Source organism: Aquabacterium parvum, assembly GCF_001447195.1.
Lineage (GTDB): Bacteria > Pseudomonadota > Gammaproteobacteria > Burkholderiales > Burkholderiaceae_C > Aquabacterium > Aquabacterium parvum.
The window spans coordinates 198372-223388 of the sequence record NZ_LFRI01000341.1; the positions used below are offsets into that span (position 1 = coordinate 198372).

The window sequence follows — 25017 nt, forward strand, 5'->3', positions numbered from 1 at the left end:
GGGAGGCCGAGTCGGCAACAACCGCCGAGGATGGGGAAGAAGGGCTGGGTTCGGTCACGTGAAGCTGGGCACGGTCGGCGCACGGCGACGACTGCCATCAGACTATGCCATGGCGACAGGTCCGCCTTGGCGCGAACTCACCCGGGACGACGAACGGTAAGATCGCGTCCATGGCCACACCCGCCCCCCTGTTCACGCAACCCCTGTACGAACTGAGCACGGCCCAGGCGGTTTTCCAGGCCCTGCAGGCCGAGGCCCAGGCCCGCAGCATGACACTTCGCGAGCCACCTCCCGCACCCACGACCTGCTGCGGCCGCGGCTGCAATGGTTGCGTCTGGGAAGGCTTTTACGCCGCTGCCACCTACTGGCGCGACGAGGCCCTCCTGATCCTCGAGCTGGGCTGACGATCAACGCTCATCGCCCAAGCGCATCAGGCCACCTCGAAGGTGAACTCGCCTTGCTCGTTCGCCCCCACGCGGATGCGCTCGATCGCACGCCCATCCGCCATCGCCGCCAGCACCGCATCGGCCACCTCGGGCAGCATGCTGCCGTTGAGGATGTGGTCGACCGCGCGTGCGCCGGTGTCGACCTCGGTGCAGCGTGCCAGCACGGTGTCGATCAGCGACTCATCGAAGGTCAGGTCAGCCTGGTGATTCGCCTTCACGCGCGCAGCGATGCGTTCGAGCTTGAGGCGGATGACCTCAGCCAGCACGTTGTCGTGCAGCGGGTAGTACGGAACCACCTTGGTGCGCCCGATGAAGGCCGGCTTGAAGGTCTTGTAGAGCACGGGGCGCAGGCCCTCGGCCAGGTCATCGGCGGCGGGCATCGCCTCGGGTGACTTCATCACCACGCCACCGGCCTCCTCGTCGTGCTGCATGCAGGCCTGCATGATCTGCTGCGAGCCGGCGTTGGACGTGAGGATGATGAGCGTCTGGCGGAAATCGATTTCGCGGCCTTCGGCATCGTCCATGCGGCCCTTGTCGAAGACCTGGAAGAACATCTCCAGCACGTCCGGGTGAGCTTTCTCGACCTCGTCGAGCAGCACCACGCTGTAGGGCTTGCGGCGCACGGCCTCGGTCAGCACGCCGCCCTGGCCGTAACCCACGTAGCCCGGGGGCGAGCCCTTGAGGCCGCTGACGCTGTGGGCCTCCTGGTACTCGCTCATGTTGATGGTGATGAGGTTGCGCTCACCACCGTAGAGGATGTCGGCCAGGGCCAGCGCGGTTTCGGTCTTGCCGACGCCGCTGGGGCCCACGAACAGGAACACACCGCGCGGCTTGTTCGGATCTTCCAGGCCTGCTCGGGCGGTGCGCACGCGCTGCGCGATGGCACCCAGGGCGTGGTCCTGACCGATGACTCGCTCTTGCAGCGTGGTGTGCAGCTGGCGCACCGTCTCGATCTCATTGAGCACCATCTTGCCCAGCGGAATGCCCGTCCAGCCGCTGACGATGTCGGCCACCACGTGGCCATCGACCTGCACTGGCACCAGTGGGGCCTCACCCTGAAGCGCACGCAGGTCGGCCTGCAGCTGGCTCAGTTCGGCAGCTTCGTCCTCGCTCAGGCCGCCGGCCTGCTGCTCCCCCTTTCGGCGCAGCGCCAGAATGGCCTGCACCGCTTGCTGCTCCTGCGACCAGCGGGCTTCGTCGGCTTGCAACTGGTGCTGCAGGTCCAGGCGAGCCATGCCCAGCTCATCCAGGCGCACCCCGCGCTGCGGCGAGCCTTCGATGCGGGCCGCCACCTCGCGCTGCAGCGCGGCCACCTCGGCATCGATCTGCTCGACGCGGCGGCGCGTGTCTTCGATGCGGGCGGGCGTGGCGCTCTGGCCCAGGGCCACGCGCGCGCAGGCCGTGTCGAGCACGCTCACCGCCTTGTCCGGCAGTTGGCGACCACTGATGTAGCGCGAGGACAGGCGCACCGCCTCGGTGATGGCCTCATCCAGCAGGCGCACGCCGAAGTGCTTTTCCATCAACGGGGCCATGCCACGCAGCATCGCTACAGCGATGTCCTCGCTCGGCTCCTCGACCTTGATGACCTGGAAACGCCGCGCCAGGGCCGCGTCCTTCTCGACGTACTGCTTGTACTCGCTCCAGGTGGTCGCGGCGATGGTGCGCAGCTCGCCACGAGCCAGCGCGGGCTTGAGCAGGTTGGCCGCGTCACCACCGCCTGCCTGGCCACCGGCACCGATCAGCGTGTGCGCCTCGTCGATGAACAAAATGATGGGGTGCGGGCTCTTGCGCACCTCATCGATGACGTTTTTCAGGCGGTTCTCGAACTCGCCCTTGACCGACGCCCCTGCCTGCAGCAACCCCATGTCGAGCACATGGATGGCCACGCCCTGCAGGGCCGGTGGCACGTCGCCCGAGGCCACGCGCAAGGCCAGGCCTTCGACCACGGCCGTCTTGCCCACCCCCGCCTCGCCGGTGAGGATGGGGTTGTTCTGTCGGCGGCGCAGCAGGATGTCGATGGCCTGGCGGATCTCGGTGTCCCGACCGATGACCGGGTCGAGCTGGCCTTGACGGGCGCGCTCGGTGAGGTTGGTGGTGAACTGATCCAGCGCCGGGGTGCGGCCCGGGCCCTGGGCTGCATCGGCACCCAGGTCAGCTGGCGATGCGCCGTCGGCGCTGGCTGATGCGGAGGCGGCCACCGGTGCTTCGGGCGAGTCAGCTGTCAGCTCGGCCAGGCGATGCTTGAGCTCGGTCAGGTTGAACTGCGCCAAGCGCCGCGAGCTGCGCACAGCCAGTTGCGACAGAGTGGGCTCGGTCAGCCAAGCCAGCAGCAGGTGCGCGCTGCGGATGCGTGCCGACGGGGCCGACAGCGAGGCCACCAGCCAGGCCTGCTCCAGCAGCACCGGCACGTGCACCGAGAACACCGGCGGGCGGTTGCTGCCCGAGGCGAAGCGTGACAGCTCGGCCTCCAGGTCGTGCACCAGGCCATCGACGGACACATCGGCATGGCGGCACAGCAACAGCAGGTCATTGGCCGGCTGGGCCAACAGCGCCAGCATCAGGTGCTCGATGTCCACCTCGTGGTGGCCGCGCTGCTTGCACAGCACCACCGCTTGCTCGGCGGCACGCCGGGTCGAGTCGTTGAGCTTGGTGATCAGCAGTTCGAGGGGATGTGACATGGTCTCGCCTTTTTTTGTGATGTGATGGGGTAACAGGGGTCAGGCTGCTGCCTGGATGTCGTAGCGAACGTCGTCGCGATCGGCATGCGCAGGTCGGCTCATCAGGAATGTGTCCCAACCCAGGCGCCCCAGGCTGTCGGCCCGATCGGCGCAAAGGGAAATGGGCTGCACGTCGTCCTGGCGCAAACACAAGCGCACCTCGAACTCCAGCGACGGCCCCAGGAGCAGCCCCAGCCAATGACGCAAGGCCCGCTCGCCGGGCCCACCGGGCAAAAATCGCCGGAACCTGGCATGGTCCAGTGGCCCCAGGGTCAGGCGCACACGGAGGTTGCGCTGCCAGACGCGCTCGCCCACCACGGCGCTGCGCCCGAGCAAGCCGCCACCGTGCGCCAGCCCCAGGCCCAAGTGGGTTCGCCCCTCATCCGGGATGCGATACCAGCGCCCCACGAAGGGCTCAACCTCTACCGCCACGCCAAGGTAGCGCTGCAACAGCCGCTGCAACTGTGGAGCGGGCAGCGTGCGTTGCTGCAGCGCGCCCGCAAAGTAAGCCAGGCCTTCATCGGAAACACCGCCGCGTTGCGGCTCCAGCCGCTGTCGCAAGCCTTTGAGCCCGATGCCGGCCAGGGCCAACACCTGGGGCAAGAACGCACGCTGCCGGTCGACCTCGTATTGAAGCGCCAGGCGGTGCTTGCGCCAGGCCTGGTAGAACAACACCACCGAACGGTGACTGAACACGTCCAGGAACGCCCTCGCGGATGGGTCACGCCCCCGCAACTCCACCTGCCCCAACCACTCCGTGTAGAACAGTGGCAAGGCTCCCGTGACACCCAGCAGGCCCATGCAGGCTGGCGTCAGGTCAACCTTGTCCACGTTGGCAGGCAAATGCACCGCCTGAGGATCTCGCCAGCTCACGTGCATGGACTCGATCTCGCTGGCTGGAAAGCTCAGCGAAACCGAGTTGCGAAACTGCAGCTTCTGCAGCCCCGCGCCCGGAGCCTGCCCATCGCCAAGCCAACGATCCAGCAGGCGGATGGCCTGAAAGAAGCCAAAGCCATGGGGTTCACCGATGAGCAAATCGATCGGGGCGCTGAACCGTGCGGCCGGCACGGCCGGCGATGCGGCGCGGGAGGAGTGCGTGGCGCGAGTCATGGCGCAATTCACAGCAACTGTCGGTCACCGTGCCGAGGCGCGCAGGTCAGCAACACCTCGCCCGAGCGTGCGGACAGCACCTGCAACTTCGCGTAGCTGTTGACATGCACGTACAGGCCGAAGAAGCGATCCATGACGCTGGCGAACAGGCCCAAACCGCTGCCCACAAAACTGTCCTCGTCAACCGTCAGCTTCACCAACGTGCCACGCACGAATGTGGCAAACGGCTCGCCCGGTATCCAGGCGGTGTCGGCCTGGAATTCGATGCCAACCAGGCCATCGATCTGGCGGCGGTTGCTGGCGCTGTGCGGCAGGTCGTAGAGGCGCAGCAACTCGCGCAAGGCGTCAATGCCCCCCGCCGTCAAGGACAGGTGGTTCAGCGAGAGCTGAGAAACCAGGCGCCACAACATGCCCTTGCCACGCTCGATGCGATGGCTGCGCGTGGGTTTGCGCAACAGGGTGATGCTGCGCGCCGGGCCGCCACCTTCCATGAACAGGTCGCCACCCACCGTGCCGGGCGCCAACAGGTGCGGCAAATCGCGGTTGGTGGCCATCACGTCGAGCGACAGGGTGTCCACCGCAGGCGTCATCGGGTTCTGGCTCGCATCGACAAAACTGATGGACACCTCGTGCCCCGGGCTGCGCTCGGCCAGGTCCTCGTCGCGGCGCATCTGCCAGTAGGCCAGGCAGTGCGGCTGCGCCACATCGTCAGCTTGCGCATCGAGCGCATCAAGCAGCTCGTCGTGCTGCAGCGAAAAGAAGGGACGGACCTCGTCGATGACCTCGCCGCGCGCCGTTTGACGGACGCGATGCACGCGCAGCAAGGAATGAACCTCGTGTCCGTGAGCGCGACGCCCGTCCACGACCACGGGGTACTCGGCCTGCCTGTGCGTGACCCGTATCGGGTCGGCCGCATGCGGAAACAGGTTGATCACCGGCACTGCGCCAAGAACGATGTTGGACGCGTTGACCGTTTCCAGCAGCCTGGCCTCGTCGGAATCGGCGCGCAAACCGTCCATCAGCAGGTGACACACCAGTTGAGCTGGCTCCGCGTCAACGCCTGCGCCAGCCAAAGAATCGATGCCCTGAGCCTGGGCCTGGGCGTGGCCGGCCGCGCACCCCGGCTCAGCGTGACTCACCCCGGACACGCCGCGCGGCGAGCACAGCGCCGGCATGTCGACGAAATTGAACTTGTCGGCAAAACCAAAGTACTCCGCCAGCAGTCGGTAGGCCGGGTGTGCGCGCTCGTCCCAATCGATCAAGGCTTCGTCGTCACCGAAACCCGCCGGCTGTGGAAGGGCTGTCGACAACGCAGGTGCTTGCCAGGGTTGGTGAGGCTGCCAGGCAAATCGCACGGCCCGCGTGCGCCGACACAGGGCCTCGCGCAAGACACTGACTTGGGACGATTCGCCGTCCAGGTGCACCCGCCAGGGCCTGCAGAGCAGCGTCCCCCAGCTCACCTGGGGCGAGCGTTTGAGCAGGGTGATGGACAACACCGACGTGACCCCTGGTGGCACGCTGGTGCCCGTCGGGGCCTGCACCGTGTGGCGGTGGCTGACCTCCGTGACCTCCAGGGGCAAGAGCTGCACATCGGCCGTGGTGCGAAAGCGGCAGGTCACGCCTTTGACGGGGCGGCTGCTCAGGCTCGTGCCGCGTGGCACAGAGACGGCCTTGCTCATTTGCGTCGCCTGCGCACCCAGGTCGAATCGTGCGATGGCGCAGGACGGGAAAGGCCTCAGGTAATGCGGATACAGGACCTCCAGCAAGGCCTCGGTGAACAGCGGGAAATCGTCATCCAGGCGTTTGTGGATGCGCGCCGACAAGAAGGCGAATGCCTCGATGAGTCGCTCGACATGGGGGTCATCGCCCACGTCGCCACTGAGCTGAAGGCGCCCTGCGATCTTGGGGTACTGCTTCGCGAAGTCACCGGCGCGCGTGCGCAGGAAGGCCAACTCACGTTCGTAATGGGGAAGGAGGTCGTCCATGAACTGCCTGGTTTCGACTCAGAGGCGCTGGCCCGCTGAGGCAAAACGCGCCTGCGTGACCTGGTAGCGAGACATCGAAGGCATCAGCACCGCGTCGAAGCTGACGCTCTCGCGAGCCGGGCGCACCACCAGGGTGGCGCGGATGGTGAACTGGAGGGCACGGCCGGGGGCATCGTCCTGCCGGAAGTCGACCGCGACCTGCCTGAGGCGGGGCTCATGGGCTTCGATGGCCTTGGCCAGACCGACGGCGATGAAACGCTGGTCCTCTGAACTGGCGAGAACGCGGCCAGCGAAATCGGGCACACCAAAACACATCACCGACGCACGGGCTTGGGGGCCCAGGGCCGGCCACTGGGGGTCGGTCGACAGCAACGCGGATCGGGCATTGAGCAGGCGCTCCAGGTCGCGCGCAACGGTGTCACGCAACTGCTCAACCGAACAGGTCTGGATCAGGCCTTCGGGAGCCTCCGGGTCGGTGGCCAGCAGGCGGTCAAAGAGCCCGCGGCGAATGCGAAGCGCGCTGGACATGGTGCACAGGTCTCAAGAAAAGGCGGGGCGCTCGGCCCCGCCTGATGCAGGCATCCGTTGAGGATGCCGGCGTTCGCTCATCAGTTCGGAGCGTCGAAGGCAGCCTTGTTGGTGGCCAGGCTCCAGGCAGCGACTTGACCCGGCTTGGACTTGCCGTCCATGGTTTGCTGGGTGTAGGTCCACTCGACGGCGGAGTAGCGCAGGCCGAACGATTCGGTCGGCAGGCCTTCGGATTCGACCTGGGGCAGCACTTGCGAGATCAGCACCTTCTTGAGCTTGATCTTGAGGTACAGGACGCGGTCATTCGTGCCGTTGGCGCGCATGAAGTGGATTTCCACGTCGTCGTACAGGGTACCGGCCGAGCAAGCTTCCCACAGTTGGGGGCTGACCAGGTCCAGGTCCTTGGTGAAGATCATTTCGCCATGCTCGCAACGCTCTGCGGTGTGGCCGCCAGCGGTCGAAGCCGTGGCCGACTTGGGTTGGCGAATGACGTGGTTCCAGCTGATCGCTTCGAACCAGGGCGCGGCGTGCTGCGTGCCGGCGCCGGCATCGCGGGACTCGCCCTTGATTTCCTTGCCGTTCAGAGGCTTGCCGAACTTGACGTAGATGTCTTTCATTTTTTCTCACTCCTGAGTTGATGAACCGGCTCACTGCGTCAGATTGACGCGCGAGACGGCATGGTGAAACCGGTCACTTCGAGCCTTCCGGCAGCTCGGCGACCAGCCGCAGCGAAACCGACAGTTCGTCAAGTTGGTAATGCGGCCGCACGAAAGCAACGGCGCGGTACGAACCCGGACGACCAGGGACTTCGCTGACTTCGACACTGGCTTCACGCAGGGGTTTTTGTGCGCGGATCTCCTGGGAGGCATCCTGCGCGTCCACCACGTACTGCATCAGCCAGTTGTGCAGGTAGCGCTCGACGTCCAGGGTGTTGGCAAAGCTGCCGACCTTGTCGCGCATCATGGCCTTCATGTAGTGCGCGATGCGGCAGACCGCGAACATGTACTGGAGTTGAGCAGACAGCGTGGCGTTGGCATTCGCAGCATCGCTGTCGTACTTGCGCGCCTTCTGGGCGGACTGCGCGCCAAAGAAGGCGGCGTAGTCGGTGTTCTTGCAATGGACCAGGGGGATGAAGCCCAGGTCGCTGAGCTCCTTCTCACGGCGATCGGTGATGGCCACTTCGGTCGGGCACTTCAGGGCCAGCTCACCGTCGTCGGTCTTGAAGGTGTGGGTCGGCAGGTCCTCGACCAGGCCGCCACCTTCGACACCACGGATGGCAGCGCACCAGCCGTAATGCTCGAAGGCATCGGTCAGGCGAGCACCCATGGCGTAGGCCGTGTTGACCCACAGGTAGCGGCTGTGATCGCTGCCATCCACCTCTTCGACAAAGTTGAAGCCTTCGGTGCTGGTGCCTTCCTTCGGGTCATAGGGCAGACGGCCCAGGAAACGGGGCACGGTCAAGCCGACATAACGCGAGTCTTCCGACTCACGGAAAGACTTCCACTTGGCATAGTCAACCGTGTCGAACACCTTGGCCAGGTCGCGGGGGCGGCCCAACTCGGTGAACGATTCAAGCCCGAACAGTTCAGACGAGGCCGAAGAGATGAAGGGCGCATGGGCGGCGGCCGCCACATGCGACATCTGTTCGACGAAGTACATGTCTTCGGCACCACGGCCGATTTCGTAGTCACCGATGAGGGCACCAAAGGGTGCGCCGCCGAAGGTGCCGAACTCTTCTTCGTAGACCTTCTTGAACAACGCCGATTGGTCGAAGTCGATGGCGGTCTTGAAGTCCTTGACCATGTCCTTCTTGGTGGCATTGAGCAGCTTGATCTTCAGGCGCTCGCCGGTCGATGTTTGCTTGCACAGGTACTGCAAGCCCGTCCAGGTCGATTCGAGCTTCTGGAACTCAGGCGCGTGCATCACGGCGCTGAGCTGCGTCGAGATGAGGCGATCGATCTCGGCGATGCGGGCGTCAATGCTGGCCGACAGGTTGTCGGAGATGGTGACCGTGCCGGCCATGACCTCGCGCACCAGCTCGCCAATGATGTCCTTGGCACGGGCGTGCTCGACATCGGTCTTGGCGACCTTGCTGCGAGCGACGATGTCATCGAGCAGGCCGAGGCCTTCGGTGGAGGCGGCTTGCGGCTGGCCTTGGGGTTGCAGTTGGGCGCTCATGGGGTCACTCCTTGTCCTGGCCTTGGGCGGCCTCGGCTTCGATGCGCTGACGTTGCTCGGTGTTGCTCAGGACCTCGGCCAGCGCGTCTTCGAGCTTTTCATTGCCAGCCAGCTTGTTGCGCAGGTCGGAGAGCTTGGTGCGGGCTTCGAGCAGTTTGCGAAGCGGGTCAACCTGTTGGACCACCGACTCGGGGCGGAAGTCATCCATGCTGTTGAACTGCAGGTTGACACCGAACTCGCCTTCACCCGCGAGCTTGTTGGGCACGCGGAAGCTGGCACGTGGCGACATGCCGGCCATGACCTCGTCGAAGTTGTCCATGTCCACCTGGACAAAGGCACGGTCCTTGAGCTTGGGCAAAGGCTTGTCCGGATCAGCTTGGCCGGTGAAGTCACCCATCACGCCGACCACAAAAGGGATTTCCTTTTGCTCGATGGCATCACCCACCTCGACGTCGTAAGTGAGTTGCACACGCGGTGGACGCACGCGACCGAGTCGCTGTTGAACGCTGTCTTTCTTGGCCATGGCCGGACTCCTTGAAGGTGGATTTACTGCAGTGCCCCAAAGGGGTTGTTCCGACCGGCTGGCGCCGGCGCGGGACGGGCCGCCGGAGCGGGCTTGGAAACAGTGGGAGCTTGCGTTGCCGGCGCCTTTGCCGGCGCTGCCAGCGCGGGTGCCACTGCAGGCGCTGCGCCATTCGTTGGGCGCGCAGCAGGGCTCACCGGAGGCCGAGGAGCACTCCGGCCGCTGCGCCGAGGGGCAGGCTCGGCCGAGGCGGCAGGCCCTGAAGCCGTGGGTGCCAGCAAGATGGGCTCACCCAATGCTTGGTGAATGACGCGCGCCACGCTTTCGGCCTCGCTGCGCGTGGAGCCGGTGACCTCGTTGGCTTTGCGAAGCTGATCCAGCGCCGAAGCACTCACGCGCAAGCCGCTGACCGCCAGGATGCTCTGAGCGGTGAGGTCGTTCACGTCGCGTTGCAAGGCCTCGTGCGCCTGCGTGATGGCAGGACCGTACTGCCGGGCCTCGAAGTGGATCTGCGCCTTGCGCAACCAGGGTTGCTTGGCGGCCGGGTCAATTCGAGTGGCCTCGTCCAGCAGTTGCAGCGCCTGGTCGGTTTGACCCTGCTTCTGGGCCTTGTCGGCCGCGCTGAGGCTTTCGTCCAGCTTCTCCTGAACCAGTCGCTTCTCGACCTGAGGGTCCTTCGAACCCACGCTGGCACAACCCTGCAAGGTGGCCAAAAAAGCCACACTGACACCCATGAAAACCGCGGCGCTAAGCCGACGGCCTTGGCCCGTCCTGCTCAATCTGATGCTCCCTGTTTGGATCTGTGTTGTGACGCCGTGCCATCGGGGCGATCGGCCGTCATTGCGGCGGATTAGAGCCGAATTCGCGGAGGCCTCCAGCCCTCTTTCGGGGGTGATTTACAGACTCTTTCAACTGGTTTCATGTCCACCTCCCCTCTGCTGGGGGGATGCGGCACAGAACACCTTTCCTGATCCGTACACTGCACGCCCAAAAGCGGCGCCAACATCGACCGCACACATCCAAGGGATCAAAAGGGAAGGACCCCATGCGCCACCTGCAGCGCAAGCATCGTCAATGCCGATCAGGGGTTCGCCGCGATGAGCGACTGGCTCTGAGCACCACCGCACGCAGCGTCTGCATGGCCTGCTTGTTGCTATCGCTCGGTGCTTGCGGCACTGCGCCCGGGCGCTTGCCGCCATCGGCCACCGAGGCGTCAGGCGTGAGCAGCTGGCTCGAGAAAGCGGGCGACAAGGCACTTGAGTTGACCGGCTTGAAAAAGCCCGAGGTGCCGGACAGCGCCCTGCCCGACCGCCGCATCACGTGGCGCCTGCACGCCAGCCCATCGCTCAACACCTTGCCAGACGGACAGTCCCTGTCATTGCTGGTCCGCGTCTACCGACTTCGAGCACCCGACAGTTTCTTGCAGGCGCCAGCCGACACGTTCGGTGACCCGGCTCTCGAAAAGGAGCGCCTGGGCGACGACCTGGTGTCCGTGCGCGAAGTGCAACTGGTGCCAGGGCAACGTCACGAAGCCACGGACAAGCTGCCACGCGACATCGCTCACGTTGGCATCGTGGCCCTTTATCGCCAACCGGCGGCAGGCCGCTGGAGATACGCCTTCCCAGCCAACCAGGCCGAGATCACAGGCATTGAAGTGGGCTTGCACGCCTGCGCCATGACCGTGCACACAGGCCAAGCCGTTGGCGTGTCAAGCGAGCGTGTGCGGTCTGCATCGGTCGCGTGCCCCGGTGCATGACGCCGTCCAGCCAACCTGCCGCCAACACATGCCATTTCCGGAGGTAAGCACTTGATCCAGTCACCCAAAGTCCTGTGGGGAGAAGGCCTGTTCCTGAGGCCGCAACACTTCCAGCAGCAAGACGCCTACCACGAGTGGCGCCTGACGCAGGCCAGCCGCTCCCTGCACCCGCATGCCTGGGGTGTGCGCCACCTCAAGCTCGACTTGGATGCACTGCAAACGGGCGTGCTGCGCGTCCTGGAGTTGCAGGTTGTGATGCCCGACGGCGACATGATCCATGCTCCCTCCGAGGACGAATTGCCTCCCCCAGTGGTGCTGGGCTCGCTGCCATCGGCCCAGGACGGCAGCACCGTGACGTTTCACCTGGCCACAGCAGCGCTGCGCAGCCAAGGCAGCAACATGGCCGCCACCCAGCAAGAAGCTGACACGGCCGTTCGCTACCACCGTGCACCGGTTCAAGTCGCCGACCGCTACACCGACGCGGTCAGCGCCGAGTTGATGACGCTGCGTCGCTCGACCAAGTTGCTGCCGGACACCAGCGCTCGCGACCACCTGGTGAGCCTGCCGCTGGTGCGACTGCGTCGAACGTCCGCCGGCAGCTTCGAGCTCGACGGTCGCTTCATGCCACCTTCGCTGCACATCCAGGCATCGCCCATGTTGACCCTGCACCTGCGCAGGCTCATGGACGCGCTGCAAGCCAAGGTCGACGCCCTGTACGGCATGCACCGCGAGCCCAGCAAACACGTCATCGAGTTCAGATCGGGTGACATCGCCTCGTTCTGGCTGCTTCACACGGCCAGCACCGCGCTCGCGGGCCTGACCCACCTCGCCCGCAACCCGGGCTTTCACCCCGAGCGCCTGTTCGAGCGGCTCTTGGAGCTGGCGGGCTCCTTGATGACGTTCTCACGCAGCTTCACCCTGGCCGACCTGCCAACCTACGACCACGCTCAGCCCGGCCAGGCCTTTGTCAAACTCGATCAAGTCATCCGCGAGTTGCTCGAAACGGTGATCTCCACGCGCAGTTTCGCCATCTCCCTGCACGAGGCCGCACCGTCTTTTCACCGTGGCCGCCTGGATTCCGAGCAAATCACCCCCGGCACCCAGTTCTACCTGGGTGTCAGCGCATCGATGCCCCCGGCAGAGCTGGTGGAGATCGTGCCCCAGCGCTTCAAGGTGGGCGCACCGGACGACGTGGACAAGCTCGTGCTGTCGGCCATGCCCGGCGTGCGCCTGACCCACGTGCCACAGGTGCCCGCCGCGGTGCCGGTTCGTCCTGGCAACTACTATTTTTCGCTGGAGCCTCGTGGCGCGCTGTACGAGCGCATGCTGCAGGCCCAGTCGCTGACCCTCTACACGCCGACTGGCATCCAGGACCTGACCCTGGAGCTGGTGGCGATCAACGCCTGAGCCCCTTCCCATGAGTGCATCCGTTCATCCGCCCAGCTTGTTCGGCAGCAGCCAGCCGCCGCAAGGCACGCCAAATCAGGGTGCAGCCAGCGCGCAGTCCTCGGCGGCGACCGCGTCCTCGCGCCTGCTCGACCTGATGTACGACGGCTTCTACCTGCTGTTTTTGCTCAAGGGCAAACACGCACCGACGGACGCCGAGCTCTTCCGCGATCGTATCAAGCAGTTCCTGACCCAGTTCGAGCGGGGCGCGGGCAAACTCGGCGCCTCTGCTGAAGACATCTACGCCTGCAAGTACGCTTTCTGCGCCACGGTGGATGAGGCCGTGCTGATGTCCTCGTTCAAGGTGCGTGAAAGTTGGCAACGCTTGCCCCTGCAGGTGCAGTTCTTTGGCGACCAACTGGCGGGTGAGCAGTTCTTCCTCAAGCTGGACGACATGCGCCAGCAAGGCGCGGCACGCCTGCAGGTGATGGAGGTCTACCAGATGTGCCTGCTGCTGGGCTTCCAAGGCAAGTACCTGATCGAAGGCAGCGAAAAGCTGGGCTACCTGACCGCCAGGCTGGGTGACGAGATCGCTCGCATGCGCGGCAACTCGGCAGGGTTCGCTCCCCATTGGGCCGCGCCCGATCGCGTGCGACACCAACTGCGTCACCAGGTGCCTCTCTGGGCCATCGCCTCGCTGTTCGGCCTGATGGCTGCCCTGGCTTTCATCGGCTTGCGCTGGCAGCTCTCGGAACACACCCAGGCAACCTTGGGCGCCCACCATCACATCGTGCAACTGGCCCCGCAGTCGGCGCACATCACCATCACCCTGCCCTGATCAGTCTGCGTCTGGCAGGCCCGGTGCGTCGGGGCCTCCCGGCTCGCTGGCAACGTCCGGTGCGCGTGCGTCACCGGCGAGCTGGCGCAGGTGCCTGACCCGCTCACCGATTTTGATCTCCAGGCCACGCGGCACGGGCTGGTAGAAAGCCTGCGGCGACATGCCATCCGGGAAGTAGCGCTCACCTGCCGCCACCGCCTCAGGCTCGTCGTGAGCGTAGCGGTATCCATCGCCATGGCCGAGTTGCTTCATCAGCTTGGTGGGGGCATTGCGCAGGTGCATGGGCACCGGCCGCGTGGTGTCTTGCTTGACCCAGGCACGCACCGCCTTGTAGGCCACGTAGGCGGCGTTGCTCTTGGGCGCAACGGCCAGGTAAATCACGCATTGGGCCAGCGTCAGTTCACCTTCGGGCGAGCCCAGTCGCTCATAGGTTTCCGAAGCATCCAACGCCATGCGCAGGGCTCGCGGATCCGCCAGGCCAATGTCTTCGCTGGCCATGCGCACCAGGCGCCGAGCGATGTAGCGTGGGTCCACCCCACCGTCAACCATGCGCACGAACCAGTACAGCGCTGCATCGGGGTCCGAACCCCGCACCGATTTGTGCAGCGCCGAGATGGTGTCGTAGAACTGATCCCCCCCCTTGTCGTAGCGACGCAGCTGTTCGCCCAGGGCTCGCTCCAGTTCCGGCTCGTCCAGCACGTCTCGCCCCTTGAGCATGCCGCACAAGGCTTCATAGGTGTTGAGCACGCGACGTGCGTCACCATCTGCGTAAGCAATGAGGCGATCGCGCGCGGCTGCGGTCAACGAAGGACCCGACAGCGCCTCGCGCCCCTTCTCCAGCAGCTGCGCCATGGCTTCGTGGTCCATGGCGCGCAACACGTGCACGGTGGCGCGGGACAGCAGCGCGGCGTTGACCTCGAAAGACGGGTTCTCGGTCGTGGCACCGATGAAGGTGAACAACCCCGACTCGACATGCGGCAAGAAAGCATCTTGCTGAGCTTTGTTGAATCGGTGCACCTCGTCGACAAAAACGATGGTTCGCCGCCCGCTTCGCAGTGCGGCCTGAGCCTGCTCGACCGCCTCGCGGATGTCCTTGACACCTCCGAGCACCGCCGAAATCGCGATGAACTGGGCCTCGACCGTGCCCGCCATCAACCGGGCCAAGGTGGTCTTGCCAACACCTGGTGGGCCCCAGAGGATCATGGAGTGAGGCTGACCCGACTCGAAGGCAACCCGCAGGGGCTGCCCCTCGCCAAGCAGGTGGTCCTGCCCGATCACGTCGGCCAGCGAGCGAGGACGCAGGCGCTCAGCCAGCGGGGCATGGGGGGAGGCCTGGCCACGCCCCGCCAATGCGCTCTCAGCCACCGAGGACGGCGTTGGTTCGGGAAAGTCCAGAGACAAAGAGTCTTGCATGAGCGCAATTGTCGCGCGTGACCACGAGCGCAGGCAAAAGGCAGAGATGTGACGGTTTGATGAAGGTAAACACCGATTTGGACCGGGTGCGTCAGGCGCATGCTCGGCATTCCCGGCGCTCGTTCAGGTCGGCAGGACCTGAACCCACAACGAGCAATGCTGAGGTGCCCCATGTTGACATTGACCCTGCTGGCCCTGGTGGCCGTTCCCGTCGCCATCGACCTGGCCTTGCGTGGCCGCCATCAGACCATCGAGCTGTCCATGGCGCGCTCTGCGGCGACGCTTGACAAATCGGCCTTGATGTAAGAAGATCCGCGACTTGCCGATACCGGGGAAACCCGAGGAGCCCGGAACAACAGCCGGGACCTGATTTTTTCTTGGCTCGGCAGTTCGTTCATCCCCTCTGACCTCTTTCAAGCCAGTTGGCTTGCGCCCACAGCGCAACACAGTCAACTGAAGCGAGGACGGCGCTCTCTCATCCGCAAGGACACACCAGAGCGCCCCTGTCGTGTCTTGAGTTTCGGTTGGCGGCGATGCCGTCGCTTTGACCGACTCAACGTGACCCCGGCCCCACGGCAAGACCGTCGGCCGCCACGCAGTCCGGACACGTTCCCAGCGACTCACCATGTCCTGCCGCGCATTTGCGCCCGGCAGGCAGGCCCTGTTGTTGCCGCGCCAACTGCGCGGACGCGGGGCTGCTCTCTCTTTGGATGTCAACATGACCGACGCTTCTCGTGACCTCATCGATGCCGAACTGCCGCATGGCAACGAGGCCAACGAAATCACCCAGGAAACCGCTGCCGAACCCACCGGCCCCAACTTCGCAGAGCTGGGCCTGAGCCCCGAGCTGTGCAAGGCCCTGGCCGACTCCGGCTACACCCAGCCCACCGGCGTTCAGATCAAGGCCATCCCGGCCGCCATGAACGGTGCCGACCTGCGCGTGGCCTCGTCCACCGGCTCCGGCAAGACGGCCGCCTTCATGCTGCCCGCGCTGGAGCGCATCGTCGCCGCCCGCGGCGACAGCAAGCGCCGCGACAACCAGGGCGGCAAGGGCAAGACGCACGGCCCCCGCGTGCTGGTGCTCGCCCCCACCCGCGAACTCGCCATGCAGGTTGCCAAGGCCGCATCCACCTACGGCAAGCACATGCAAGGCCTGCGCGTGGCCACCATCGTGGGCGGCGTGCCTTATGGCTACCAGCTCAAGGCCCTCAAAGGCCCGCTGGACGTGCTGATCGCCACACCCGGCCGCCTGCTGGACCACCTCAACACCGGCGCTGCCGTGCTGTCCAACCTCGAAGTGCTGGTGCTCGACGAAGCCGACCGCATGCTGGACATGGGCTTCATCGATGACATCGAAGCCATTGCCGACGCCACCCCAGCCGAGCGCCAGACCCTGATGTTCTCGGCCACCTTCGCCGGTCACGTCGGCCAGCTGGCTCAGCGCCTGACCCGCGATGCCTTGAGCATCGAAGTGGCCTCGCACACGGACAGCCACGACAACATCGAGCAGCGCCTGCACATGGCCGACTCGCTGGTGCACAAGAACAAGCTGCTGGACCACCTGCTGGCCGACAAGGCCGTTGACCAGGCCGTGATCTTCACCAGCACGCAGCGCGATGCCGACATCCTGGCCGACCGCCTGGCCGACATGGGTCACGCCGTGGCCGCCCTGCACGGCGGCATGCCGCAAGGCCGTCGCAACCGCGTGCTGCAAGGCCTGCGCATGCGCCAGCTGCGCGTGCTGGTCGCCACCGACGTGGCCGCTCGCGGCATCGACGTGCCGACCATCACCCACGTGATCAACTACGGCATGCCCATGAAGGCAGAGGACTACGTGCACCGCATTGGTCGCACCGGTCGCGCAGGTCGTTCGGGCCTGGCCGTGACCCTGGTCGAGCGCCGCGACATCGGCATGCTGCGCCGCATCGAGCGCTTCACCACCCATCGCATCGCCGAATCGGTGATCGAAGGCATGGAGCCGCAAACCAAGCTGTTCAACGACCGGGGCCCGCGCCATGACAAGCCGATGCCCGGCCATGGCCGCCGTGGCGGTGGTTTTGGCGGCGGCTTCGGTGGTGGCGACCGCTTCGGTGGCAAGCGCGAAGGCGGCTGGGGCGATCGCAACGACCGCGGTGGCGAGCGTGGCTTTGCCCCACGTGAAGACCGTGGTTTCGCACCCCGCGAAGACCGTGGCTTCCAGCCACGTCCGGACCAACGCTTCAATGGCCCGTCCGAAGACCGTGGTTTTGCGCCGCGTGACGACCGCGGCGACCGTGGTGGCTTCGGTGGCGGCGAGCGCAAGCGCTTCGACGACCGCGGCAACTTCGGCCACAAGCCCTTTGGTGACAAGCCTTTCGGCGGCAAGCCGTTTGGCAACAAGCCTTTCGGCGACCGCCAGTTTGGCGACCGCCCGCAAGGTGAGCGCAGCTTCGGCGGCGACCGTCCCTTCGAGAAAAAGTCCTTCGACAAGCCGGCCGGCAAGTCGTTCGGTGACAAGCCTTTCGGTGACAAGCCGTTTGGCGGCAAGGGTGGCAAGGCCTTCGGTGGCAAGCCCTTTGGCGAAAAGTCGTTCGGCGAGCGCTCGTTTGGTGACAAGCCTTTTGGCGACAAGCCCTTCGGCAACAAAGGCGGCTTCAAGCCCGCTGGCGGCAAGCGCCCTGGCTTCGGCAAGCGCGAAGGCTGATCCTCAGCCACGGCGGTTTCGGCGAACACACTGAAACCGCCCACGATGGTGCGCACGGCCTCGGTTCGCAGCGCCCCATCGATCACCCCCTCTGAATCAGCGCCCTGACGGGCTGCGCCAGCGCAATCGTCAGGGCTGCTCCAGCACATCCGCCCCTTTGGGCGGCGTGAACTGGAAGCGATCTGCCGCCAGCTTGGCGCGCGAATCGAGCTGTGTGAACGTCAGGCGCGAACGCTGCCCGAAGCTGTCGAGGATCTCCAGCTCGGCCAGTTGACCCTGCCGGAACCCCACACGCACCGACTGGAACTGCCCATCCTTGTTGCGAGGACGGGCCTCCACCCATTTCAGACCAGACGTTGCCTGTTGAGCCGTCGGGGTCGCGGACGCCGCACCCGATGATGACGCAGGCACGTCGATGGTCGCCACATTGCTGAGGACAAAGTCCCTCTCGAGGGCGCCACCTGCCAGCAAGGCTGCAGGGGTTGCGCCCACAGCCTGCGTCATGGGCCGAACCGTGACCTGGTTGAGGTCTGCGTCATAGAGCCAGACCTTCTTGCCATCGCCCACGATGACCTGCTCGGTCGGCTTCGTGTAGACAAACCGGAATCGGTCAGGGCGCTGAAAAGCCAACGTGCCTTCGGACTTGCGTGTGCGCTTGCCGTCCGGTGAGGTGACGGTCTGCACGAAACTGCCCTGCCCGCTCTGCACGTCTTTGACGAAAGCGCGCAGCGACGCCACGGCGTCAGCCCTGGCGGTCGCCACGCACGCGATCGAAAGGCAGACTGCCACGGCCGCGGTGCGCGAGGTGGCGCTCATCCGGGGCAGAAAAATGGATCCGTTGGTCTGGGTCATCGGCATCGGATGCGGTCTGTTCTCAAGGTGGTGAGGCGATTGTTTCACGTCGCCTGGCGCTGCCAAGCAAAGGGGCCAAGCAAAGGGGCCAAGCCCTCGACTGAGACAAGCTAGCTCAGCTCTCGTCCCAGGGCGCCGACGTGGCACCGCCATCGCCACCGCGCTGCGGCACGATGAGCTCGCGGTTGCCGTTGGTCGCCATGCTGGAGACCAGGCCGGACTTCTCCATCTGCTCGAGCAGGCGCGCGGCGCGGTTGTAGCCGATTCGCAGGTGGCGCTGCACCAGCGAGATCGAGGCCTTGCGGTGCTGCAGCACCACGGCCACGGCGTTGTCGTACATCGGGTCCTGCTCGCCATCGCCGCCGCCCATGGGCGAGCCGTCGAGGTTGCTGCCTTCATCTGAAAGGCTGCCGCCTTCGAGGATGCCTTCGATGTAGTTGGGCTCGCCCTGCGTCTTGAGGTACTCGACCACGCGGTGCACTTCTTCGTCGGACACGAAGGCGCCGTGCACGCGCATCGGCAGGCCGGTGCCCGAGGCCATGTAGAGCATGTCGCCCTGCCCCAGCAGCGCCTCGGCGCCCATCTGATCGAGGATGGTGCGGCTGTCGATCTTGCTGGAGACCTGGAAAGAAATGCGCGTCGGGATGTTCGCCTTGATCAGGCCGGTGATGACATCGACCGAAGGCCGCTGCGTCGCCAGAATCAGGTGGATGCCGGCGGCACGGGCTTTTTGCGCCAGGCGCGCGATCAGCTCTTCGATCTTCTTGCCCACCACCATCATCAGGTCGGCGAGTTCGTCGATCACGATGACGACGTGTGGCAGGCGCTCGAGCGGCTCGGGCGAATCAGGCGTGAGGCTGAAGGGGTTGGGCACCAGCTCGCCACGCGCCTTGGCCTCGTCCATCTTCTTGTTGTAGCCCGCCAGGTTGCGCACGCCCATCTTGCTCATGAGCTTGTAGCGGCGCTCCATCTCGCCCACCGCCCAGTTCAGCGCGTTGCCGGCCAGCTTCATGTCGGTCACGACCGGGCACAGCAGGTGCGGGATGCCTTCGTAGACGCTCATTTCAAGCATCTTCGGGTCGATCAGGATGAGGCGCACGTCGCGCGCCTCGGCCTTGTAGAGCAAGGACAGGATGGTGGCGTTGATGCCCACCGATTTACCCGAGCCGGTGGTGCCGGCCACCAGGCAGTGCGGCATCTTGGCCAGGTCGGCCACCACGGGCGCGCCGACGATGTCCTTGCCCAGGCCGATGGTCAGCATCGACTGCGCATCGTGGTAGACCTGAGAGCCCAGGATCTCGGTCAGGCGGATCATCTGGCGCTTGGCGTTGGGCAACTCCAGCGCCATCAGGTTCTTGCCCGGGATGGTCTCGACCACGCGGATGGACACCAACGACAGCGAACGCGCCAGGTCCTTGGCCAGGTTGACGATCTGCGAGCCCTTCACACCGGTGGCCGGCTCGATTTCGTAGCGCGTGATGACCGGGCCCGGCGAGGCAGCGACCACGCGCACCTCGACGCCGAAGTCCTTGAGCTTCTTCTCGATCATGCGAGAGGTCATCTCCAGGGACTCGGCCGTCACGGTTTCCATGCGACCCGGGGCGGCGTCCAGCAGGTCGATCTGCGGCAACTTGTTGTCGCCCATGTCGGCGAACAGCGGCTTTTGCTTTTCCTTGACCACGCGCGTGGACTTGGGCACCTCGACCACAGGCTGCTCGATGATCAGTGGGATGGGCTCGAGGGGCAGATCGTGGCGCACCTCTTCGAACACGCGCTCGCGCTCGATGGTGGCCTGCTCGCCGATGCGCAGGTCTTGCTCGACCTCGCGCTTGGCCTCGCGGCGCTCGCGCAGGGCATCGACGCGCTCGCCGATGCGCTCGGCGAGGTCCAGCCAGGAAAAGCGCAGCGCCAGCGACAGCCCCGCCACCAGCACGGCGATCCAGAACACGCCCGAGCCATTGAATCCCAGCCAGGTGGTGCTCAGCTTGCCCAGCGTGTAGCCCAGCACCCCGCCGGCGTGCTCGCCAGCCAAGGCTGCTTCCTGCTTGTACAGGCGCGACCACTCCAGCGAGCAACTCGCCGACATCAGCATCACCAGGCCCAGCCAGATCCGCCAGGCAGGCACAGCAGGCTCGGACCCTCCGCTGGCCAGGGCGTCGTCACGACGCAGCCAGCGGGCCAGGGCCCCCAGCCAGGCCCGGGCGCCGATCACCAGCAACCACCAAGCCGACAAGCCGAACAGCAGGTAGGCCAGATCAGAAGCATGAGCCCCCAGCGCGCCCACCCAATTGCGCACCTCCTGGTGCTGGCCCGAGGTGGTGAAAGCGGCATCCAGCCGGTGGTGGCTGATCAGGGCCAGCAAGGTCAACAACCAGACCACACCGCCAAACAACAAAGCCATCTGGAAGCGCAAGGTGTGCTCTGGCGCCACCGGCACATCGACCGGCTCCGGCACCGCCGGTCGGGAAAGGCGAGAGCCAACGCGGCCACCAGGAGGCGCCTCGCCCCGCCCTGACGGACGGGGGGTGGCAGGGGCATCTGACTGCAGGGAACCCAGGGGAAATGTCATGCGCCCATTTTGGGGCAAAAGCTCACCTTGCCCTGCCGACATGCCAACGCCTCCACGAGGGAGGCGTTGGCAGACTGCCGGGGTCGCCGCAGCCGGCGACCGACTGACAGCAGGTAAAAGGTCAGGCCGTCGCGGCCAGCCGGTCCTTGAGGACCACGCTGCCAGAGTCCTGGGTTTCGATCAGGCCCCGCTCCTCGAGGTCCTTCATCACCCGGGAGACCATCTCGCGGGACGCGCCCACGTGCTTGGCCAGGTCCTGGCGCGACACCTTGCCGCGGATGATCTTCTCGCCGGCGTCCTCGTCGGCCATGTCGAGCAGGGCGCGGGCCACGCGGCCGTACACATCCAGCAGGGCCAGCGATTCGATCTGGCGGTCGGCGTTGCGCAGGCGCTGAACCAGGCCACGCAGGATGGCGTACGACAGCGAGGAGTTTTCGGGCAGGCAGCGGGCGAATTCGGCACGGCCCAGCACCAGCACATCGGTCTGCACCTCGGCGCGGACGGTGGCGGAATGGGGCTCGTTGTCGATCAGGCTCATCTCGCCCAGGTAGTCGCCTGCTTCGAGCACGGCCAGGATGACTTCGCGGCCACGCTCATCAGACGCCACGACGCGGGCACGCCCGGTCAGCAGGATGAACAGGGCGTTGGTTTTGCGACCGCGTTCGACGATCAGCTCGCCGCGGCGGTAGCGGCGCTTGACCACTCCTTCGGCGATGGCTTCGGCCTGGGCCTGCGTGAGCATCGAAAACAGCGGCACGCGACGGATCAGGTCGAGGTTGGACAACATGGCCATGGCGGCTCCTTCAGCGGGTTGTGAGAAGGGGCTGTGGCCCCATCTGATGCGAGTGTGTCGGGTGTGATCAGGTGGACAAATGCCACCTGCAACGGTGTGACAAACAACCTGTCCCTACAATTTTCGGCAGCGGCGCGGGATTTTTTAGCACTTTATGGAGGTCCGCCCAAGAGGCATGCACCGAACAGCGCCGTGAATCCCGCACAGTTCGCGCCCGTCCCACCCGGCTGGGCGAGAATCCGCACCTGAACACCCAGACAGAGCCCTGAAAGCGCACGAAAGCCCGTCATGAGCACCAACAACCACAGCAAAGTCCTCGTCCTCGGTTCCGGCCCCGCCGGCTACACGGCCGCCATCTACGCCGCCCGCGCCAACCTGCAGCCCACCCTGGTGACCGGCATGGCCCAAGGCGGCCAGCTGATGACCACGACCGAGGTGGACAACTGGCCAGCCGATGTGCACGGCGTGCAAGGCCCGGAGCTGATGCAGCGCTTCATGGAGCATGCCGAGCGCTTCAAGACCAGCATGGTGTTCGACCACATCAACGAAGTCGACCTGTCCAAGCGCCCCTTCACGCTCAAGGGCGACGCCGGCACCTACACCGCCGACACGCTGGTGATCGCCACCGGCGCCTCGGCCAAGTACCTGGGACTGCCCTCTGAAGAAGCCTTCATGGGCCGCGGCGTGAGCGGCTGCGCCACCTGCGACGGCTTTTTCTATCGCGACCAGGTGGTCTGCGTGGTCGGCGGCGGCAACACCGCCGTCGAAGAAGCGCTGTACCTGTCGAACATCGCCAGCAAGGTGCACCTGATTCACCGCCGCGACAAGTTCCGCGCCGAAGCCATCATGATCGACAAGGTCCAGGAAAAGGTCGCCGCCGGCAAGATCGAGCTGCACCTCTTCAACGTGCTTGACGAGGTGCTGGGCGACCAGAGCGGCGTGACGGGTGTGCGCCTGAAGAACACCACCGACGGCAGCACCAAGGACATCGAGCTCAAGGGCTGTTTCATCGCCATCGGCCACTCGCCCAACACCGACATCTTCAAGGGCCAGCTGGAGATGAAGGACGGCTACATCATCACCCGCGGCGGCCACGAAGGCTTTGCCACGATGACCAGCGTGCCGGGCGTGTTCGCCGCCGGCGACGTGCAGGACCACGTCTACCGCCAGGCCATCACCAGCGCTGGCACGGGCTGCATGGCCGCCCTCGACGCCCAGCGCTTCCTGGAGCAAAACGCCGGCTGACCCCCTTGGGGCGGCGCCCCGCGGAACCAGAGATCACGCAGACTTTGCCAAACGGCCGGAATCTGTCTATAATCTTGGTTTTTGCAAAATTCGTCCCGAAGCCATGGCTTGAGGCGTCGATCTCGTCGATGCACCAGGCCCGTTTCGGAAGGGTGTGAACCAGGGTCCGGCCCAACAGACCGAACCCCTGCTCTGCACACTGGCCACCGCAACATCAGCATCACCTCGGTGGTGCATACCAAGCGAACGGAGAAGCGTCATGGCACGCGTCTGTCAAGTCACGGGCAAGGGCCCGATGTCCGGGAACAATGTTTCCCACGCCAACAACAAGACCAAGCGTCGTTTCCTGCCCAACCTGCAGTACCGCCGTTTCTGGGTCGAGAGCGAGAACCGCTGGGTGCGCCTGCGCATCAGCACCGCCGCTCTGCGCCTGATCGACAAAGTCGGCATCGACCAGGTCCTGTCGGACCTGCGCGCTCGCGGCGAACTGTAATCTAGGAGAACACCATGGCTGCAAAAGGCGGACGCGAAAAGATCAAGCTGGAATCCACTGCGGGCACCGGCCACTTCTACACGACCAGCAAGAACAAGAAGACCACGCCCGAAAAGCTGGAATTCATGAAGTTCGACCCCAAGGCGCGCAAGCACGTCGCCTACAAGGAAGTGAAGCTGAAGTGATTCAGCGCCAGCCCCTGGTGGCTGGCACTCCCGCAAAAAACCCGCCCGGGCATCCAGCCAGGCGGGTTTTTTTCATGCACCATGGGAAGCCTCGAACACACGGAGGCCCCATGGACCCCACCCTGCCCTCGTCGCTGCTGCTTGGCCAGAAGGCCCTGGTGGTCGGCGTCGCCAACGAAGCCTCGATCGCCACCGGTTGCGCCAGGGCGTTTCGCCAATGCGGCGCCGACCTCGCGATCACCTACCAGAACGAGAAAGCCCGCACGCACGTGCTGCCGGTGGCCGAATCGGTGGGCGCGGACATCGTGATGCCCCTGGACGTGACCGACGAGGCCCAGCTTGACGCGGTCTTCGAGGCCATCGCTCAGCGCTGGGGCAAGCTGGATCTGCTGGTGCATTCCATCGCCTTCGCCCCGAAGGCCGATCTGCAAGGCGGTCTGCTCACCAGCTCGGCCGCCGGATTCGCGCAGGCCATGGACATCTCGTGTCACTCGTTCCTGCGCCTGGCCCGACGTGCGGTGCCGCTGATGCGCGACGGCGGCACGATGTTCGCCATGAGCTACCACGGCGCGAACAAGGTGGTGCCGAACTACAACCTGATGGGACCGGTCAAGGCTGCGCTGGAGTCAGCCTGCCGCTACCTGGCCCACGAACTGGGGCCGCGCGGCATCCGGGTGCACGCCATCTCGCCGGGGCCCATTGCGACGCGCGCGGCGTCGGGGCTCAAGGAGTTCGACGTGCTGCTGGCCCACGCGGTGGCCGAAGCCCCGCTGGGGCAGCCGGTGGACACCTTGGATGTGGGCATGACGTGCGCCCACCTGGCCAGTCCCCTGGCCCGACACCTCACCGGCTCGACGCATTACATCGATGGCGGGCTGAACATCATGGCCTGAGGCCGTTCAGCCAGCCATCGACCGGTCCATCAGCCGGTGGCCAGCTTCTTGAATGTGGCCAACACGGCGTCGCCCTTGAAGGGCTTGACGATCCAGCCTTTCACACCGGCGGCCTTGCCCCGCTCTTTCATGATCGGGGTGTTCTCGGTGGTCAGCATCACGATGTTGACCGCCGCATTGCCCAGCTCACCACGGATTTTCTCGGCCATGGTCAGGCCGTCCATGTTGGGCATGTTGACGTCGCTGACCACCAGCTTGACGCGGGGGTCGCCCTTGAGCTTGGTCAGGCCATCCCGGCCATCAACGGCCGTGATCACGTCCAGGCCATTGGCCTTGAGGAAGTCACTGACTTCGTTGCGAACGGTTGCGGAGTCATCGACGACGAGCACTTGTGCCATGTTGGTTCACCTTTGGGTTTGTCAGA

23 protein-coding genes are annotated in these 25017 nt (G+C 65.4%); 10 read left to right on the forward strand and 13 right to left on the reverse strand.

Going from position 1 to position 25017, the window contains the following annotated elements; all coding sequences use genetic code 11:
• Positions 1-170: 170 nt before the first annotated feature.
• Complete coding sequence (locus ABG80_RS12365) at positions 171-404, forward strand: oxidoreductase-like domain-containing protein (protein WP_058087928.1); 234 nt, start codon at positions 171-173, stop codon at positions 402-404.
• A 26-nt stretch (positions 405-430) separates the two neighbouring features.
• Here ABG80_RS12365 and tssH read toward each other — a convergent pair whose 3' ends face one another.
• The 8 genes from tssH to ABG80_RS23795 form a co-directional block, all read right to left on the reverse strand.
• Complete coding sequence (gene tssH / locus ABG80_RS12370) at positions 431-3124, reverse strand: type VI secretion system ATPase TssH (protein ID WP_058087929.1); 2694 nt, start codon at positions 3122-3124, stop codon at positions 431-433.
• A 39-nt stretch (positions 3125-3163) separates the two neighbouring features.
• A complete protein-coding gene (gene tssG / locus ABG80_RS12375) occupies positions 3164-4273 on the reverse strand; it encodes a type VI secretion system baseplate subunit TssG (protein ID WP_083506053.1) in 1110 nt (369 codons plus the stop codon).
• A gap of 8 nt (positions 4274-4281) precedes the next feature.
• Positions 4282-6258: a type VI secretion system baseplate subunit TssF gene (tssF, locus tag ABG80_RS12380; RefSeq protein ID WP_058087930.1), complete on the reverse strand. Its 1977-nt coding sequence runs from the start codon at positions 6256-6258 to the stop codon at positions 4282-4284.
• An 18-nt stretch (positions 6259-6276) separates the two neighbouring features.
• Positions 6277-6786, reverse strand: a complete 510-nt coding sequence (tssE, locus tag ABG80_RS12385; protein ID WP_058087931.1) for a type VI secretion system baseplate subunit TssE — start codon at positions 6784-6786, stop codon at positions 6277-6279.
• 80 nt (positions 6787-6866) lie between these two features.
• Positions 6867-7403 carry an Hcp family type VI secretion system effector gene (locus ABG80_RS12390; RefSeq protein WP_058087932.1) on the reverse strand — a complete coding sequence of 179 codons (537 nt, stop codon included), beginning with the start codon at positions 7401-7403 and terminating at the stop codon, positions 6867-6869.
• A gap of 73 nt (positions 7404-7476) precedes the next feature.
• Positions 7477-8964 carry a type VI secretion system contractile sheath large subunit gene (gene tssC, locus ABG80_RS12395; RefSeq protein WP_058087933.1) on the reverse strand — a complete coding sequence of 496 codons (1488 nt, stop codon included), beginning with the start codon at positions 8962-8964 and terminating at the stop codon, positions 7477-7479.
• A gap of 4 nt (positions 8965-8968) precedes the next feature.
• The gene (gene tssB, locus ABG80_RS12400; protein ID WP_058087934.1) at positions 8969-9487 is read right to left on the reverse strand and encodes a type VI secretion system contractile sheath small subunit; all 519 of its coding nucleotides are present in this window, start codon (positions 9485-9487) and stop codon (positions 8969-8971) included.
• A gap of 23 nt (positions 9488-9510) precedes the next feature.
• Positions 9511-10209 (reverse strand): tetratricopeptide repeat protein, encoded by a 699-nt coding sequence (locus ABG80_RS23795; RefSeq protein ID WP_058087935.1) that lies wholly within the window; start codon positions 10207-10209, stop codon positions 9511-9513.
• Positions 10210-10532: 323 nt separating this feature from the next.
• Between ABG80_RS23795 and tssJ the strand changes: the two genes are divergently transcribed.
• Genes tssJ through icmH form a run of 3 tightly spaced genes read left to right on the forward strand, consistent with a single transcriptional unit; the run spans position 10533 to position 13467 of the window.
• Positions 10533-11243 (forward strand): type VI secretion system lipoprotein TssJ, encoded by a 711-nt coding sequence (tssJ, locus tag ABG80_RS12410; protein WP_058087936.1) that lies wholly within the window; start codon positions 10533-10535, stop codon positions 11241-11243.
• A 51-nt stretch (positions 11244-11294) separates the two neighbouring features.
• Positions 11295-12650, forward strand: coding sequence for a type VI secretion system baseplate subunit TssK (tssK, locus tag ABG80_RS12415; RefSeq protein WP_058087937.1), 1356 nt, complete (start codon positions 11295-11297; stop codon positions 12648-12650).
• Between the two features lie 10 nt (positions 12651-12660).
• Positions 12661-13467: a type IVB secretion system protein IcmH/DotU gene (icmH, locus tag ABG80_RS12420; protein ID WP_058087938.1), complete on the forward strand. Its 807-nt coding sequence runs from the start codon at positions 12661-12663 to the stop codon at positions 13465-13467.
• Here the strand turns inward: icmH and ABG80_RS12425 are convergent, their stop codons facing one another.
• Positions 13468-14880: a replication-associated recombination protein A gene (locus ABG80_RS12425; protein WP_083506055.1), complete on the reverse strand. Its 1413-nt coding sequence runs from the start codon at positions 14878-14880 to the stop codon at positions 13468-13470.
• 171 nt (positions 14881-15051) lie between these two features.
• Here ABG80_RS12425 and ABG80_RS23800 point away from each other — a divergent pair, with 171 nt between their 5' ends.
• Both ABG80_RS23800 and ABG80_RS12430 read left to right on the forward strand, forming a co-directional pair.
• Entirely contained in the window at positions 15052-15186 is a 135-nt protein-coding gene (locus ABG80_RS23800; protein ID WP_268760973.1) for a hypothetical protein, read from the forward strand.
• Positions 15187-15598: 412 nt separating this feature from the next.
• Entirely contained in the window at positions 15599-17563 is a 1965-nt protein-coding gene (locus tag ABG80_RS12430) for a DEAD/DEAH box helicase (protein WP_083506092.1), read from the forward strand.
• 129 nt (positions 17564-17692) lie between these two features.
• Here the strand turns inward: ABG80_RS12430 and lolA are convergent, their stop codons facing one another.
• From lolA to ABG80_RS12445, 3 genes are all read right to left on the reverse strand, one after another.
• A complete protein-coding gene (gene lolA, locus ABG80_RS12435; RefSeq protein ID WP_058087940.1) occupies positions 17693-18379 on the reverse strand; it encodes an outer membrane lipoprotein chaperone LolA in 687 nt (228 codons plus the stop codon).
• Between the two features lie 151 nt (positions 18380-18530).
• Complete coding sequence (locus ABG80_RS12440) at positions 18531-20816, reverse strand: DNA translocase FtsK (protein ID WP_235513855.1); 2286 nt, start codon at positions 20814-20816, stop codon at positions 18531-18533.
• Between the two features lie 289 nt (positions 20817-21105).
• Positions 21106-21777: a Crp/Fnr family transcriptional regulator gene (locus ABG80_RS12445; protein WP_058087942.1), complete on the reverse strand. Its 672-nt coding sequence runs from the start codon at positions 21775-21777 to the stop codon at positions 21106-21108.
• Positions 21778-22065: 288 nt separating this feature from the next.
• Here ABG80_RS12445 and trxB point away from each other — a divergent pair, with 288 nt between their 5' ends.
• From trxB to fabI, 4 genes are all read left to right on the forward strand, one after another.
• The gene (gene trxB, locus ABG80_RS12450; RefSeq protein WP_058087943.1) at positions 22066-23022 is read left to right on the forward strand and encodes a thioredoxin-disulfide reductase; all 957 of its coding nucleotides are present in this window, start codon (positions 22066-22068) and stop codon (positions 23020-23022) included.
• Positions 23023-23281: 259 nt separating this feature from the next.
• Positions 23282-23515, forward strand: a complete 234-nt coding sequence (gene rpmB / locus ABG80_RS12455) for a 50S ribosomal protein L28 (RefSeq protein WP_058087944.1) — start codon at positions 23282-23284, stop codon at positions 23513-23515.
• A gap of 14 nt (positions 23516-23529) precedes the next feature.
• The gene (gene rpmG / locus ABG80_RS12460) at positions 23530-23700 is read left to right on the forward strand and encodes a 50S ribosomal protein L33 (protein WP_058087945.1); all 171 of its coding nucleotides are present in this window, start codon (positions 23530-23532) and stop codon (positions 23698-23700) included.
• A gap of 110 nt (positions 23701-23810) precedes the next feature.
• Positions 23811-24593, forward strand: a complete 783-nt coding sequence (gene fabI / locus ABG80_RS12465) for an enoyl-ACP reductase FabI (protein ID WP_058087946.1) — start codon at positions 23811-23813, stop codon at positions 24591-24593.
• Between the two features lie 29 nt (positions 24594-24622).
• Here the strand turns inward: fabI and ABG80_RS12470 are convergent, their stop codons facing one another.
• Positions 24623-24991 carry a response regulator gene (locus tag ABG80_RS12470; protein WP_058087947.1) on the reverse strand — a complete coding sequence of 123 codons (369 nt, stop codon included), beginning with the start codon at positions 24989-24991 and terminating at the stop codon, positions 24623-24625.
• Positions 24992-25017: the final 26 nt, after the last annotated feature.